The sequence below is a fragment of the uncultured Brachyspira sp. genome (assembly GCF_910578695.1).
Lineage (GTDB): Bacteria > Spirochaetota > Brachyspiria > Brachyspirales > Brachyspiraceae > Brachyspira.
Window position 1 is genome coordinate 19,367 of the sequence record NZ_CAJTQJ010000008.1, and the last position, 16,698, is coordinate 36,064.

Annotated in this window: 13 protein-coding genes and 4 tRNA genes; 3 read left to right on the forward strand and 14 right to left on the reverse strand. The window is 24.8% G+C overall.

Translation table 11 applies throughout. The annotated features are described in order from the left end of the window. Positions 1–147: 147 nt before the first annotated feature. The 5 genes from QZ288_RS04070 to QZ288_RS04090 form a co-directional block, all read right to left on the reverse strand. The gene (locus QZ288_RS04070) at positions 148–1,293 is read right to left on the reverse strand and encodes a hypothetical protein (protein ID WP_295155310.1); all 1,146 of its coding nucleotides are present in this window, start codon (positions 1,291–1,293) and stop codon (positions 148–150) included. A 67-nt stretch (positions 1,294–1,360) separates the two neighbouring features. Beyond that, positions 1,361–1,434: transfer RNA gene (locus QZ288_RS04075), tRNA-Arg, on the reverse strand. A gap of 407 nt (positions 1,435–1,841) precedes the next feature. Then, a tRNA-His gene (locus tag QZ288_RS04080) sits at positions 1,842–1,917 on the reverse strand. Between the two features lie 65 nt (positions 1,918–1,982). After that, positions 1,983–2,056 (reverse strand) — tRNA-Arg (locus tag QZ288_RS04085). 2 nt (positions 2,057–2,058) lie between these two features. After that, a tRNA-Pro gene (locus QZ288_RS04090) sits at positions 2,059–2,132 on the reverse strand. A gap of 131 nt (positions 2,133–2,263) precedes the next feature. Between QZ288_RS04090 and QZ288_RS04095 the strand changes: the two genes are divergently transcribed. After that, positions 2,264–4,207, forward strand: coding sequence for a fructose-1,6-bisphosphatase (locus tag QZ288_RS04095; protein WP_295155313.1), 1,944 nt, complete (start codon positions 2,264–2,266; stop codon positions 4,205–4,207). A gap of 80 nt (positions 4,208–4,287) precedes the next feature. Here QZ288_RS04095 and QZ288_RS04100 read toward each other — a convergent pair whose 3' ends face one another. The 3 genes from QZ288_RS04100 to QZ288_RS04110 form a co-directional block, all read right to left on the reverse strand. Then, complete coding sequence (locus QZ288_RS04100; RefSeq protein ID WP_363322946.1) at positions 4,288–5,736, reverse strand: nucleoside-diphosphate sugar epimerase/dehydratase; 1,449 nt, start codon at positions 5,734–5,736, stop codon at positions 4,288–4,290. A gap of 188 nt (positions 5,737–5,924) precedes the next feature. Further along, positions 5,925–6,260 carry a DUF2971 domain-containing protein gene (locus tag QZ288_RS04105; protein WP_295155319.1) on the reverse strand — a complete coding sequence of 112 codons (336 nt, stop codon included), beginning with the start codon at positions 6,258–6,260 and terminating at the stop codon, positions 5,925–5,927. A 68-nt stretch (positions 6,261–6,328) separates the two neighbouring features. Next, positions 6,329–7,858, reverse strand: coding sequence for a hypothetical protein (locus tag QZ288_RS04110; RefSeq protein WP_295155322.1), 1,530 nt, complete (start codon positions 7,856–7,858; stop codon positions 6,329–6,331). Positions 7,859–8,067: 209 nt separating this feature from the next. Here QZ288_RS04110 and QZ288_RS04115 point away from each other — a divergent pair, with 209 nt between their 5' ends. Further along, complete coding sequence (locus tag QZ288_RS04115) at positions 8,068–10,248, forward strand: U32 family peptidase (protein WP_295155326.1); 2,181 nt, start codon at positions 8,068–8,070, stop codon at positions 10,246–10,248. Between the two features lie 6 nt (positions 10,249–10,254). On the opposite strand, the gene QZ288_RS04120 is transcribed toward QZ288_RS04115, so the two are convergent. Both QZ288_RS04120 and QZ288_RS04125 read right to left on the reverse strand, forming a co-directional pair. Then, a complete protein-coding gene (locus QZ288_RS04120; RefSeq protein WP_295155329.1) occupies positions 10,255–11,913 on the reverse strand; it encodes an AMP-binding protein in 1,659 nt (552 codons plus the stop codon). Between the two features lie 47 nt (positions 11,914–11,960). Next, complete coding sequence (locus tag QZ288_RS04125; protein ID WP_295155331.1) at positions 11,961–12,632, reverse strand: hemolysin III family protein; 672 nt, start codon at positions 12,630–12,632, stop codon at positions 11,961–11,963. 117 nt (positions 12,633–12,749) lie between these two features. Between QZ288_RS04125 and QZ288_RS04130 the strand changes: the two genes are divergently transcribed. Continuing rightward, positions 12,750–13,802, forward strand: a complete 1,053-nt coding sequence (locus QZ288_RS04130) for a D-alanine--D-alanine ligase (RefSeq protein ID WP_295155334.1) — start codon at positions 12,750–12,752, stop codon at positions 13,800–13,802. Between the two features lie 18 nt (positions 13,803–13,820). On the opposite strand, the gene QZ288_RS04135 is transcribed toward QZ288_RS04130, so the two are convergent. The 4 genes from QZ288_RS04135 to QZ288_RS04150 form a co-directional block, all read right to left on the reverse strand. Then, positions 13,821–14,672, reverse strand: coding sequence for a DinB family protein (locus tag QZ288_RS04135; RefSeq protein WP_295155336.1), 852 nt, complete (start codon positions 14,670–14,672; stop codon positions 13,821–13,823). Beyond that, positions 14,662–15,207, reverse strand: coding sequence for a phosphoribosyltransferase family protein (locus QZ288_RS04140; protein WP_295155338.1), 546 nt, complete (start codon positions 15,205–15,207; stop codon positions 14,662–14,664). The genes QZ288_RS04135 and QZ288_RS04140 overlap by 11 nt, the downstream gene beginning before the upstream one ends. A 27-nt stretch (positions 15,208–15,234) precedes the next feature. Then, positions 15,235–15,729 (reverse strand): hypothetical protein, encoded by a 495-nt coding sequence (locus tag QZ288_RS04145; protein WP_295155341.1) that lies wholly within the window; start codon positions 15,727–15,729, stop codon positions 15,235–15,237. Positions 15,730–15,790: 61 nt separating this feature from the next. Then, complete coding sequence (locus QZ288_RS04150) at positions 15,791–16,693, reverse strand: fumarylacetoacetate hydrolase family protein (protein ID WP_295155344.1); 903 nt, start codon at positions 16,691–16,693, stop codon at positions 15,791–15,793. Positions 16,694–16,698 lie beyond the last annotated feature (5 nt).

Genomic DNA, 16,698 nt, shown 5'->3' on the forward strand with positions numbered 1-16,698 from the left:
ATTGCTAGCTATAAACTTTCTATTATTGCTAATAAAAATTATGAGCTTTAATATTCTGCCATTCTGTGAATATCAGACGCTCATAATTTTTATATTTATTTACTTAAATATTTTTTTGATATGCTAATAATAATATATTTTAATAAATTAATATTTATATATATACAAATATTTTATATTATCATATAATTGTTTTGACGGATTAATTTCAAAAGCAGCATTACGGTCTTCTATAGATTTATTAAAGTATATTTTATTGCCTGTATTTTTGTATTTATTAAAATATATTGTGCTTCTATTATTAAGAGTATATATATTATTAAAATCAATATTTATAAGTTCATTATAATCATTCAAAGCTTTTTTAAATATGTTTTCATCTTTACTTATTTGATATTTTACAGAATATAAGGTAGCCCTATTATTAATAAGTTCTACATCCAAACTATTTTCATTCAATGCACTATTAAATAAGCTTAAAGAAGTTTCATAATCCTCTTCCATCTCTTCAAGTTCATATTTTACAGAATAAATAACAGCTTTATTATTTGCAATATTATCGCTGTAATCATATAAAGATAAAGCATTTTCATAATATTCATTAGCTTTTAAAAAGTATTCTTTTTTATTTTCTCTGCTGTACATTTTAGAATATAAAATACCAGCTCCATTTAAAGTTAAATAGTTTTTATCGTCTAATTTAAACATTTTTTCTATTATTTCTAAAGCTTCTTTTACTCTTTGATTTTTAATTTCTTCAACTAAGTCTTTATACATTTCTTGTATTTCCAGTTTGATATTATCATCTTCATTATTATTTATAGTGCTTTTGGTTTTTTCTTTATTAATAATATTAGTATTATCAGGTAAGACTTGCGTTAAATTATTATTTGTAAAATTAAGAATTAATATAGATAAAAACATAAATAAAGCTATGAGCAATAATGCATAAGTAATATTTCTTACTCTTACTTTCATAGCATCATCTACATGCAGCTTAAGATAATTAAAATATGGTGTAATTCCTAATCTTATATTTTCTTTTACTAAATTAGTGAAATTATTTGCTTTTTCATAATTATCTAATTCTTCTTTAAAATAAAAAGTCATCATTTCTATATATTTATTTTCCATTCTTAATGAAATGGAGTTAGTAAAATTTTCTAATTCATTTTTTATTCTATTTAAAGTTCCAATACTATATATATTATATAATATAGTGAATATTAATAGTATTATTAGAAATAGTATTAGTATAGATATATTGAATCTTTTTATAGTTTTTTCTTTCATTTTATAATAATCCTTATCTTACTAATACAATTTTTATGATTGACTTCTAGTATTAAAAATTATTAAACGCGTCTGAGAGGATTCGAACCCCCAACCTACGGAACCGAAATCCGCTGCTCTATCCAATTAAGCCACAGACGCTTTCTTTATTTATACTGGCATAATTATCGGTAATTTATGAACTATAGTTTATAATTTTGTATATAACCTTAATTGTAATTTTCAGCATTTTTATAAGCTAATACAAAGTACTATCAAAAAATATAATCCTAAATTAACAGCTGTTTTAGAGCCGAAAAATATAGAATATTTTAAAGCTGTAAATACTAAAAAAATCTTTATTTTATCTTTTTATTAATTTTATAGCTTTCATAACTGTATTATATTTTTGATAATATGCTTATAGTGATTTTTATTATAGCCAGTCTAGTAGTTAACCAAAATCAAATATTATTTTATTTTTTAATCCTAAATATATTATTTCATAATATAAAAAATATCAAGTTTTTTTGAGTATTGTTTTAAAATTTTAGATATAAAAAAGAAAAGGGCGAAAGACGGGACTTGAACCCGCGACATCCAGATCCACAATCTGGCGCTCTAACCAACTGAGCTACATTCGCCATTTAAAAAATAGAACTTATAATTTTATTAATTAAAGCTTAAGTAATGATAATTAATGCTCTATACGCGCCAGACAGGAATCGAACCTGTAACCTACTGCTTAGAAGGCAGTTGCTCTATCCAATTGAGCTACTAGCGCATTCGGGATGATGAGACTCGAACTCATAACCCCCTGCTCCCAAAGCAGGTACGCTAACCAATTACGCTACATCCCGTTAAATTATGTCTATTAATTATATATCAATTGTTTTTTTTGTCAACATTATTTTTTATATGATATAGATTTATATATATTTTTGTATATAATATTTACTATATAATTAATATTTTATATTGGAGTTCTTTTATGAGAGATAAAGATTATTTAGAATTATTATCTAGAAAGTACCCTACAATAGATGATGCTTCTGTTGAAATTATAAATTTAAAAGCTATATCAGAACTTCCTAAGGGTACAGAATATTTTTTAAGCGATATACATGGAGAATCTGACGGTTTTGATTATTTATTAGGCACTTCTTCAGGAGTTATAAGAGAAAAAATAGAACTGCTTTTTAAAAATACGCTGCCTGAACATGACAGAGTGGAGCTTCAGATATTAATAGTAGATACTAAAAATATGATAAATGAAAAATCAAATAATGCAGATTTCCCAGATTGGTGCAAAATTGTTATATACAGACTTATCAGAATATGCAGACTTGTAACAAGCAAATATACAAGATCTAAAATAAGAAAAAAAATGCCTGCTAATTTTGCCTATATATTAGATGAGCTTCTGCAAACTGATTCTGAAGAGAATAAAGAAAATTATTATTTTTCTATAATAGATTCCATTATAGAAATATCTGCAGCAGATAAATTTATCATAGCATTATGTCAGCTTATAAGACAATGCAGTGTAGACAGACTTCATATTGTAGGAGATATTTATGACAGAGGTCCTCACCCTGATAAAGTTATGGATAGTATAATGACTTTTAATGATGTGGATATAGCTTGGGGCAATCATGATATACATTGGCTTGGAGCGGCTAAGGGAAGTTTGATATGCGTAGCTAATGCTGTAAGACTTGCTATAAGATATAATAATTTTGATTTGCTTGAGTATAATTACGGAATAAATTTAAGATCATTATCTTCTTTTGCAAATGATGTTTACAGAGATGATCCCTGCGATATATTCAAGCCTAATACATTGGATAAAAATATATATGATGAAGTAGATAAAGATTTAGCAGCTAAAATGCATAAGGCTATATCAATAATTCAATTTAAATTAGAATGCCAGCTTATAAAAAGACATCCTAATTATGAAATGAATGATAGAATACTTTTAGATAAAATAGATTATGATAAGGGAACTATAACAATAGAAGGAAAAACTTATGAACTTAAAGATAAAAATTTCCCTACAATAGACAGAGATAACCCTTTTGAACTTACAGAAGGTGAAAATACTTTAATACAGACTTTGGCTTTCTCTTTTATGAATAGCCCTACACTTCAAAGGCATGCAAATTATATGTATTCTAAAGGAGGAATATATAAAATTTTTAATGGAAATTTATTATATCATGGATGCATACCTACTAAAGAGGACGGCTCTTTTGACAATGTTTATATAGATAATCAAAATTTATACGGAAAAAATTATTTAAAGCAGGCTGAAGATAAGGTAAGAAAAGCATTTTACTGCGAGTTTGGAAGCGAAGAACAGCTTAATGCTCTTGATTACTGCTGGTATTTATGGTGCGGTCCTAAATCTCCTTTATTCGGTAAAAACAGAATGGCTACATTTGAAAGATATTTCATAGAAGATAAAGAAACCCATAAAGAAAATTATAATCCGTACTATTACTATGTAGACAGTAAAGAGTACTGCCAAAACATATTAAAGGAATTTAATTTAGATACGGAAAAATCTCATATAATTAACGGACATGTTCCTGTAAAAACTCATAAAGGCGAAAGCCCTATAAAAGGAGGAGGACTTCTTTTAGTGATAGACGGAGGACTTTCTAAGGCTTATCATAAGAATACAGGAATAGGCGGATATACTTTAATATCAAATTCCAATATGATGGTGATAGCAGAGCATAGACCTTTCAGCGAAGTTGTAGAATCAGGATTTAGATTAAGCCCTAAATCTATTATAGTAGAAAGTTTTATTAAAAGGATTACTGTAGGGGAAACTGATGTAGGAAAGCAGTTATCAAAAAGGATAGATGATTTATTAGAGCTTTTAAATGCCTATAGAAGCGGTATAGTAAAAGAGAAAGTTAATTAATAAAGTTTTTTTTATTTGCAGTATTTTAATGCCGGCTTTTTATTTATTATTATTTTTTCTTAAATAAACAAAGATAAAATTTATCCTGTATATTCCTCTATATATTTACGCATAAGCATTTTTATTGTTTCTTTATCTGCATCAAGAGAGGCTATATCGAATGCATCTATCATTACTTTTCTCTCTTCAGGTGTAAGGCATTGCAGAGAATCTTTTGCTATGAACAATTTTTTATACTGAGATGGTATTAGAGTTTCATCGTCCATTAAAATCTCTTCATATAGCTTTTCCCCTTCTCTTATTCCTGTAAAAACTATAGGAATATCTTTTTCTGTAAGGCAATACATTTTAAGCATATTTCTAGCCAAGTCCAAAATCTTTACAGGCTTTCCCATATCTAAAGTAAATATTATTCCGTCATTTAAGGTACATGCCTTTATCACAAGTCTTGCAGCTTCTCTTATAGACATAAAAAATCTAACCATTTCAGGATGCGTAACAGTTAATGGCTTTCCTTCTCTTATCTGCTTTTCAAATACAGGTATAACGCTTCCGCTGCTTCCAAGTACATTTCCGAATCTTGTTATTTTAAATGCTGTATTATTTTGTTCATGAGATAAAGAAATTATCATTCTCTCGCATATTCTTTTGCTTGCCCCCATTAAAGAAGTGGGGTGTACTGCCTTATCTGTTGATATAAATAGAAAATTTTTTATATTATTTTTAATGGCTAATGTTGCTATATTTTCTGTAGCTAATATATTATTTTTTATTGCTTCTTCAGGATAGCTTTCCATAAAAGGCAAATGCTTATGAGCTGCGGCATGAAATATTATATCAGGTTTTTCTTCTTTGAGTATCTTATCTACTTTAACATAATCTCTTACATTTGATATTATATATTTGAATTTATGTTTATTTTTTTCATTTTTTTTATCATTTAAAGACATTATAAGATTATGAACGGCATTTTCTGAATTATCCAAAGCCATAACTTTTTTTACAGGCAAAGTTATTAATTGTCTTACAAGTTCGCTTCCTATAGAGCCTCCTCCTCCTGTAACTAGTATAGTTTTGTCTTTATAATAAACAGATATTTCCTTTTCATCAAATCCGATTTCCTCTCTTCCAAGCAAATCAGAAGGCTCTATATTTCTAATATCTTTTATAGAGGCATTACCTTTTATTATTTCAAAGAAACAGGGAAGTATTTTATATCTTATTCCTGTAGGATATATAATATTAAGTATTTCAAGAAGTTCTTTTTGATTAAGCGTAGGAATTGCTATAATAATTTCTTCTATCTCTATATTATTTTTTTTATATTCTTCTATAATATTTTCTATATCCTTAATCCTGCCTTCTACATTTATAGAATGATTATTAATTTTTACCTCTTTTTTATTCTCATCATCATCTAAAAAGCAAAGTATATTATATTCATTATCATCATCAGATGTCAGTATTTCATACGCAAGAGTTTCCCCTGCATTTCCAGCCCCAATGATAACTATATTTTTTTTATTAATTATATTTTTCTTATCAATTATATTTTTCTTATCCATTATATAAACCCAAAATATAAAATATATAAATAATCATTATAGTATATATTTTTTTATTTATTATACAAGTTATATTATTTATATTAGTACTTCTAATTTTATATTAATTTATTTTATTTTGTTTATTAATGACTATATTATTATATAAACTATTATTTTTTATGTTTATAAGGCTTAATATTAATCTTAAAAAGTTCATTATCATCTAATTCAGCATAATATAATTTAATTCTTTTATATTTTTTACCGTTTTTATCTATATTTTTTTCATTTATTAACTTTACTATATTGCATACAAGTTCTCTATCTTCATCTGAAGTTTGCACTCCAAAACAAATACTTTTTATTGGTAAGCTAATAAGAATACCATTAGTATTTTTATTTTTTTTATCATAAAAAAGTATACGATATTCATCTTCATACTTCCATTCTTTAGATTTTACAGCAAATAATTCTATAATATGATTGATAACATTATTATCTATCAAAACATTACTAATAATATTTTTATTAATTATTATTAGCTTATTTTCATCTTTTTTTTGTATATGAACATTTACTTATTGAATTGATTTAAGCATTTATCATAATCACCAAAAATATAATAAAATCCCCCCAATTCTGAAAGTATAAATTCATCATTTGGTTTTAATTCTATAGCCTTATTAAAATCTTTTTCAAACATTTCGTAATATTTATTATAATTTTCATTTTTTAATAAAGCTAAATTTATATAACTTAAACCTCGGTTACAATATCCGATTTCTGAATTAGGACTTTCTTCTATGAATTTGTTTATATTTTCTATAGCTTCTTTATAATTTTGTAAATTAAAATTTGATAAAAATATATAATAATATAAAAATACATCATTAATGTTAAGAGAAATTGCTCTATCAAAATTCTCCAAAGATTCTTCATAATCAGCATTATTTTTATCGAATTTAATATATTTATTGAAATTAATTAATGATGTTTCAAAATGTGCTTTATTATTTTCTAATAACCCTAATGAAGTATATATTAATCCAATATTATAATATACTTTATAATCATTAAAGCCTAGCTCTATAGCTTTATTATAATCGTTAATAGCCAATTTTAAATCATTAGTATTTATATTGTCATTTATCAATGCTGAATCATAATAGCAAGAAGCTCTATTATAATAATACTCTCCAAATGTTGAATTATAATTTATTGCAATATTAAAATTTTCTAAAGACTTTTTAAAATATTCAATATCATTATTTAAGTATAAAGCTAAATACATATAGGTTAATCCTTTTTTATAGTATGCTTCTACTTTATTATTATCTAATTTAATTGATATATCAAAATTACTTATAGCATTATTTAAATGTTCTATGCTATTATCACTTTTTACTAAGCCCAAATTTAAATAAGATGATCCTTTTAAGAAATAAATATAATTATTATTAAATCCTAATTCTTTTGCTTTATTTAAGTCTTTTATTGCCAACTTGAAATATTTTATGTCATTATTATTTTCTATAGCAATATTGTAATAACAAAGTCCTCTATTATAATAATATTCTCCATATTCTGAATTATATTTGATAGCCATATTAAAATCATATAATGCTTTATCATATTTATTTAAATGAATATAAGATAAAGCTCGTATACTATAACTTTCATCATATTTTTTATTTAATTCTATTATTTCATGTTTAGTTTTTATATTTTTTTCAAATTCTTTTAAAACAATTATCAGATTGTTAAAATCTTCTATTGCTTTATTAATATACTCTATATTATTATTTTCATTTAAAGCTAAATAAAAATAGCATAATCCTCTCTTATAATATGTAATTTTATTGTTTTGGAAAATATTTAAAACTATATTGAAATTGCTAATTGCTTCTAAATATTTATCACTGTCATTATTGTATATACCTAATTGATAAAGTGAGTTGGCTTTATGAAAATATAATTTATAATTTTTATTATCAATTTTTAAACCTTCATCGCATAACTTTATTATTTTATTATCATGCTTTCCGTCATTATATTTTTCTATTTCTTTAAAAATTTTATTTAATTGTTTTTCTTTATCATTCATAATTGTATCCTATATACTAATTAATATATTTTATATCAGATAAATAAAAATTGAACCATTTTAATTCTAGCTATAGCCATGTGTAAAATCACTATAAATAATAAAATTATTATAAACTGCAATTTTTATTTTTTTAAATTATTATTTTTATCACTTGAATTCATTTTCTTATATGCTATAGTTTAAACTGTCAATATTAAAAAATATAAATGGAAAATAATTTGAATAATAAAAAAATAGAACTGCTTGCCCCTGCAGGCGATGAAAGAGGCTTAAGGGCTGCTGTTAATGCTGGGGCTGATGCCGTGTATTTCGGTACTAAAAGTTTTAATGCCAGAGTTGGAGCTGCTCAAAACTTCGATGAAAAAACTCTTGAAAAAAATATAAAGTTTGCAAAATTAAGAAATGTAAATGTTTATATCACAGTTAATACTTTAGCTTATAATGATGAAATTGATAAAGTAATGCCTCTTATAAAAAATATTTATGATATGGGTGCTGATGCTGTTATAGTTCAGGATTTAGGCATTATTGATATTGTGAGAAATAATTTTAATATTCCAATGCATGCAAGTACTCAGATGTCTTGTAATAATCTATATAGTGTTAATCTCCTTAAAAAAATAGGTATTGACAGAGTAGTTCTAGCCCGTGAAATGAGTTTGGAGAATATAAAATATATAAGAAATAATACTGATATAGAACTTGAAACTTTTGTGCATGGGGCTTTATGCGTAAGTTTTTCAGGACAATGTGCATATTCTTATCTGCATGGAGGAAGAAGTGCAAACAGAGGAGCTTGTGCTCAGCCTTGCAGAATGGAGTACAGCGGAGGAAAAACTGATTATCCTTTAAGCACTAAAGATTTGATGACTATTGATATTATACCGAATTTAATTGAAAGCGGAATAACATCTTTTAAAATTGAAGGCAGAGCAAAAAGAAGCGAATATTCTGCTATTACTGCCTATATATATAGAAAGGTAATAGATTTTGCTTTAGAAAATAAAGATATGCCTATTGAAAAATATAGAGAAAGTTTAATGAAGATTTTTAATAGAGGAGGATTTTCTCAAGGATATTATTATAATTCAAAAGATATTTTTGAAAATTATAAGCCAAGTCATAGCGGAGAATATATAGGAAATATTACAGCATACAAGAAAAATAAAATATATATAAAAACCAAAAAAGAATTAAATATTTATGACGGGCTTTCATTCGGAGAGAGCGGAAAAATAGGAATGCAGATTTCTGATTTGTATAAAGATAATATAAGAGTAAAAAGAGCAAAAGGCAATTTAAGTTTTTCTTCTGTTTTAAAAAATATAAATATCGGAGATAAAGTTTACAGAACCACTGATAAACTGCAGATGGACGAAGCGGATAAAATAATTGAAAAAGATAATTTTAAGCATATTCTTGATTTAAATTGCATAATTGGTTTTGATTATAATAATGATAAAAGAATAAAATTAAAAGTAAAAAGCAAATATGATGAAAGATTAAATAATATAGAATATATAAGTGATTATAAACTTCAGAAAGCTGAAACTAAATCAGTATCCAAAGAAGATATTTTTAACTCTCTTTCAAAAACAGGAGGCACTGTATTTAAATTTGATAATATTAATATTGAAGAAAAATTTGAAAATCCTTTTATACCTGTAAAAGTTTTGAATGAAGCTAGAAGATGCCTAATTGAAAAACTTGAAAATATTTTAATGCAGTCTAAAAAAATTAATTATGATAAAAAAATATATAATGAAAAAAATATTAATTATCCTAATACTCATATAAAAGTTTTAATAGTAAATGATGAAGAAAAGTCTAATTTATATTCTGATATTGATTATGATAAAAAAATATTATTTCCAAAAGTTTATGATGAAAATATAATTAAACTTTTTGAAAATAAAAAAATAGACGGCATACTTCTGCCTCATATAACATTTGACAAAGATATTGAATTAATAAAAAATATAGTGTCAAAAACAAATAATATGATAGTAATATGCAATAACTTGGGACATATTGAGGCTTTTAGAGATAAATGCATATTATGGGCTGGAATAGGCTTAAATGCAATTAATAATTACAGTGTAAACTTTTTGTATAAATTAGGGATTGATACTGTTATATCAGCTGTTGAAGCAGGTAAAAATTTAAAACATACATTATCTGTAAAAGAGGGATTTATACCTGCTATGAATTTTGTATTCTGTCCTAAAAGTATGTCTGTAGGATGCAACAAATGCAAAGAGCAAGACATTATTGACAATAAAGGAAATAGTGTTATATTTGACTGCTTAAAAATGCATAATAAAACTAGCTTCATATTAGAAAAAATAAAAAATAAAACAGGAAGCATTTATTATCATTTATATTAATTTAATTCATTTATATAAAAATCTCTTTATTTTTTTTGTAGGATTTTTAATAAACTCTTCTTTTTGAATAGTAAATCCTGATATTCTTCCAAATTCAGGAAGCACTTTATTAATTTCTATTCTATTATTTTCTATAACTTTATTTATTTCCTCTTCGCTTAAATTTTCTTCTTTAATTCTCTCAGAATCTAAATATAATAATGCATGAAGTTTATTATCTCTTTGTAAAATTAAAGACTCCAAAATATAAGGCATAGTATTTAATTTGCTTTCAATCTCTTCAGGATAAATATTCTGTCCGCTTGCACCAAGCAGCATATTTTTGCTTCTTCCCATTATAAATATTCTGTTATTTTCTCCAAGCAGTCCTAAATCTCCCGTTCTAAGCCAGCCGTCTTTAGAAAGAACATCAGCAGTAGCTTTATAATTTTTATAATAGCCAAGCATAACATTCTCGCCCCTAACCATAATCTCGCCTACATCTCCCTCTTTTTCAGCATCTATTTTTATTTCTAAAGTATCTATTAAATATCCGCAGCTTCTTGGTTTATGTTTATCCCAAGGGGCATAACTTATCAAAGGACCGCATTCTGTCATACCATATCCTACTGTAAACTTAAAGCCTATATCCATAAGGAATTTTTCTATATCGCTATTTAAAGCACTTCCTCCTATTATAAGCTCATAAAAATTTCCGCCGAAAGATTTTGTAAGAGTATTTCTTATTTTTGATTTTAATAAAGAAGATATGATAGGCATTTTTAATAAACTAGCAATTAAAGGCTTGCTTATTGTAGGAAGTATTTTTTTTAAATAAATTTTCTCTATTATAAGAGGCACCATCAGTATAAGATTAGGTTTTACTTCATCAAATGCTTTAAGCAGAATATTAGGACTAGGTATAGCATTAAGCATATATATGCATGCCCCTTTTGAAAATGGAAATAAAAAATCAAATAAACAGCCGAATACATGAGCAAGAGGAAGAAATGAAAGTATATGATCATTAGGCTTTATAGGCATATTATCAATTGCAAATCTTATATTTGCAGCAAGAGAATTATGATTTAGCATTACGCCTTTGCTGAAGCCTGTAGTTCCTGAAGTGTATATAATTGCAGCTAAAGTATCATTTTCAAATATTGTGAGGCTGAAATCTTCTTTGCTGAAATTTGATATTTCTATTTTGTTAAATATATTTTCTTCTGTTTCTTCATTTGTTTTATTATCTGCTTTATTATCTGACTTTTCTATAAATGTATTAAAATTTTCTAAATAAAAAGATTTATTCAATAATGATAAAGTACTGCTGTCTAAACCTTTTAAAATATTAGAATCAGCAAATAAAAATTTTACCCCAGAATCTTTTATAATAGAATCAATATCTTCTTTTGAAAAGTCGACAAGTATAGGAACAACAACAGCCCCGTAAGTTATAATTGATAAATATGTTAAAACCCAATTAACAGAGTTTCCTCCGCATAATGCTATTTTTTCACCCTTATATATATCTAATTTTTTAAAAGCTGTATGTATTTTAAAAATATTTTCTGCCATATCGCTGTATTTTAATATATTATTGCTGCCGTAATCCGCTAATGCATTTATATCCCAATTTTCTTTTATACTATTTAGAATGTAGCTGCTTAATTTTTCTTTTATCATATAATCAGTCTCCATTTATTATGTATTTCTTATAAATTATAACAAAGCTATAAAATTTTGGCAACATATCTAAACATAAATACAGCATGGCAAATATTTGATATTATCAAAAGAGAATAAAATAGCGGCAGAAACAAAGTATATCTTTTATTTGATTCATACATAGCAAGCCTATAAAATACCATTGATATGTTCAAAAGTAAAAATCCTGTCAAATATAATATAGCCCCATATTCTCCCACAGCAGAAGATATTTTTGATATAGCTATAAGCCAAACCCAATTTAATAAAAAATAGTATATAGTTTCGGTAGCATTCCGCCATCTATATCCGAATATGCTTCTTAATGTAATTCCTAATATGCAAAGCCCTGTTATAATACCGAAAAAACTCCAGCCCCACCCATTTTGCAATGATATTAGGCAGGGAGGTATATAAACTCCCCATATCATCATTATAAAGAAAGCGTGTGATAATATATAAAAAACTTTTTTAGCTTTATTATTAAAAGGAAAAAAATGGTATATTGAGTTTATAATATAAAATATTGTCAGAAAACTAGAATAAAGAGAAAATGAAGTTATTTCTCTTGCTGTTTTAGAATTAATTATCAAAATAATAAGTACCGCTATTGCCGAGCTTGCACATATTATGCATATAACAGCACTTATTTTAGAAACAGATTTTTTAATTTTATTATTATTTAAACTAATATCCATAGTGTATAATAATAAACCTTATTCATAATAAAGTAAATGGTAATTCATAAATATTTTAATTATAAAATTAAAAAATTATACGATAAGTATTAAAGCTAAAATATACGGATAATAAAAATGATAATGAATAATGAATTAAAACAAAATATATTAAACAGATTTAAAAATAAAAAGATAGCCGTTTTATACGGAGGGCAGAATGAAGAGAGAGAAGTTTCTTTAAGAAGCGGAAAGAATGTTTATGAAGCATTAATAAGCTTTGATGAGTTAAAAAATAATTCTATATTAATAGATGTAAATGATTCTTATCAATTAGTAAAAACATTAAAAGAAAATAATATTGAATACTGCTATAATATACTTCACGGCACTTCAGGAGAAGACGGAACTATTCAGGGGCTTTTAGAAAGTCTTAATATTAAATATACAGGAGAAAATATATTGGTAAGTGCTTTATGTATGAATAAAGTTTATACAAAAAGAATATGGAAATCTTCTAATATACCTACTTCTGATTTTATGCTTTTAAAAGATGTTAAAGAAATTTATGATGATAAAATAGAAGGAAAATCATTATCTTTTAATTTTCCTATAATATTAAAACCCATATCAAGCGGTTCAAGTGTATGCGTATCATTAATTAAAACAAAAAAAGAATTTGACAGTATAACTTCAAAAATAGAAAATAAGAATAATTACTTTTTAGAGCCTTATATAAAAGGAAAAGAAATCACTGTCGGTTTGGTATTAGTAAAAGAAGAAGAAAAAAAATTAAAAAAAGAAGAAAGAGAAAAAATAAGAGAAAAAAGAGAGGAAAGAGTAAAGAAAGAAATATATGTTTTTCCTATACTTGGAATCAATCCCAAAAATGAAATATATGATTATGATGCTAAATATACGCCCGGAAAAACTGAAATGGAAATGCCAGCAAAATTATCAAAGGAAATAGAAAATAAGGTAATAGAAATATGTAAAAAAGCTTATAATGTTTTGGGCTGTAAAGGACTTTCAAGAATAGATGCAATAATAGGAGAGGATAATGAAATTTATCTTATGGAGGTAAATACTCAGGGAGGAATGACAAATACTTCTGATATACCTGCAATGGCTAAGCATATAAAATTAGATTTTAATGATCTTGTATTATATATTTTAGGACTTATTGATTAAATAATTATAGCTTAAAAATTATACAGTATTTAATAAATTAGAATAATCATTTCTATGCCCCATTTGATCAAGCATAGCCGATATTTCGCCCCTATGATGCGTACTATGATTGAAAGAATGCATTATTATATGATATATAGGCTTTTTTATTTCTGTGTTCATCATTATAACTTTTCCTGATGAATTAAAGTTTTCTATAGAGTTTATTACAGATAAAATAATATTATCTAATTTTTTTCGTATTTCTATTATAGTTTGAAAATCTACATCTTTATTAAAGTTCAAATCATCATCAAAATAATTAAATATATCCTTATCATTTATATTTTTTTTATTTGAATATTTTCTGTATACTTTAAATAAATATATATCTATTTTAAGAATATGTATAAAAGTTTCATATATAGATTTATGATAAGCCCCGTTTTCTTTTTTTAACTCTCTATCTTTTAATGTTTCTAAAATATCAATAAGCTCATCATTTGCTCTTTTATTATATAATGCCATCATATTCATAATTTTTTTTACTGTTTTATCTGCAGGTTTTTTATTTTCTTTATCTTCCTCTATTCTTTTTTTATTTTCTTCTATTCTTTTTTTTGCTTTTTCTATTCTTTTATTAACTTTATTTTCGGTGCTTTCTTTTTTGGCATTTAAAAGATTATATTTCATCTCCTTAACTTTATTATTGATATTTTTCTTTTCTTCCTGAAGTCTGCTTAGCTGCCTGTTTTTTAATTCCTTAACATTTTTTTTTAAATCTTTTGTTATGCTTGATTTTATTTTTTCTATATCTTTTATTTTTTTATCAAGCTTTTTTGATTCCATTTCTATTTTTCTGGTAAGCTCTTTAATTCTCTTATCTATCATATAAACAAATCCCATTAAAAAAATGATTTCTATAGCAGAAAATTAATATTTCTAAATTATAATTAAAATTAAATTTTTTAAATATTTTTATAATCTCTTTTACAGTTTCGCCTGAAGCATAAACATCATCAATTAAAAGAATATTTTTATTTTCAAATTCTTCTGTACTAACTATTTCAAAAGCATCTTTTATATTTTCGCTTCTCTCTTTAAGAGTTTCTAAAAACTTTTGTTCCTTTACTTCTTTTTTATTTTTATATTTTATAGAATCATATTTTTTTATACTAAACTCTTTAGAAATATAATCTGCAAAAAAGTCCATTACTCCGTTATTTTTATTTGAAGGCACATAAAGTATAATATCAAATTTTTTATTATGCTCTTCATAATATTTTTTTATTTTTTCTATTATCTTAATAGGAAAATCAATTTCTTTCCTTTTGAAAGCTCTAAGCTCATCTCCAAGCTCTTTATCTAAATCGCCTAATGCTGTTATTGAAATATTATCAATATAAAATTTTTTATAAATATACATTAATCATAATATTTTAATTATTTTTTATTAATTATATTTTTTAAATATAATATACATTATGCTTGCAAAAGCCCAATTAACTATTATGCCTTTATATCCTAATATAATACCTCTAATCCAAGTATTAATATTTATATCAAAAATAAAAGTTAAAACAATAGAAGATAATCTTGCCAATATTAATGCAGATAATGAAAGTAATATAAATGATACATTTTTATTTTTCAGCATACTTATAATAAAAGCAAATACTATTCCTTCAAATATTAAAAAATATAATATCGGAGGCATAGGCATATTTGTAAGAGTATAATTTAAAATAGGAGATATCACTGAAAGCAGAATTAAAAATAAAGGATTTAATATATAAGCTCCCAATGATAATGCAAAAAATATAGGCAGAAATTCATTTCCTCTTAATCCAAAATAATGAATTATTATAGGAGATGCTAAACTTATAATGCTTAATAAAAATAATATAATGATATTAATATTGATTTTTCTTAAATATAAAGTTTTCATAGTATATAATTCCTAATAGTTTTATTTATATTTTATTATATTTGCTTATGTTTGTCAAAAATTATATAAAGTTTATAAGCTCTCCTATATTTTCTATAGAGCATACTATTTTATCGCCTTTTTTCATATATCTAGGGGGATTAAAAGACATACCTACTCCTCCCGGTGTTCCCGATGCAATTATATCACCAGCCTCTAAAGTCATACCTTTTGATATATCTGATACTAAATAACTTATATCATAAATCATATATTTTGTATTTGATGATTGTCTTATCTCATCATTTAATATGCTTTTAATACCAAGCTCCAAAGGAAATTTCAAATCATCTTTATAAACTATGCAAGGTCCCATAGAAGAATAAGAATCTAAACTTTTTCCCTTATACCATTGAGAATGATTTTTTTGTATTTTTCTTGAAGATATATCATTAAATATAGTGTATCCGAATATATAATCATTAACCTCATCAGGCTTTATATCTTTTGCAGTTTTTCCAATAATAACGGCAAGTTCAGCTTCATAATCTAAGCATTCATCTAAATCGAATCTTGCTTTAATTTTATCGCCTAGCCCTATAATCTCTATAGCCCTTTTAGAAAAATAAATAGGAGCTTTTAATTCTTTTTCTTTGAAATCTGTCATATTCTTTTTTATTTCTCCCAAATGATCTTTATAATTTACTCCGACGCATATAATATCGTGAATAGGTTTTCTTATAGGAGATAATATTTTTATGTTCTCTATAGAATAGGCTCTTTCAAAATTTTCTTCTGCATACTTTAATTTATTTAATATATCATTATTTTCATTAATCATTTTTATTAAATGAATCATATTATTATTATCATTTAATTTAAAATCGCTTATAATCTCATTTACAGCAATAACTTTTTTACTGTCTTTACTTAATATACCTACAGATTCCGTATTATTCCATTCAACAAAAGATACAAATTTCATTATTA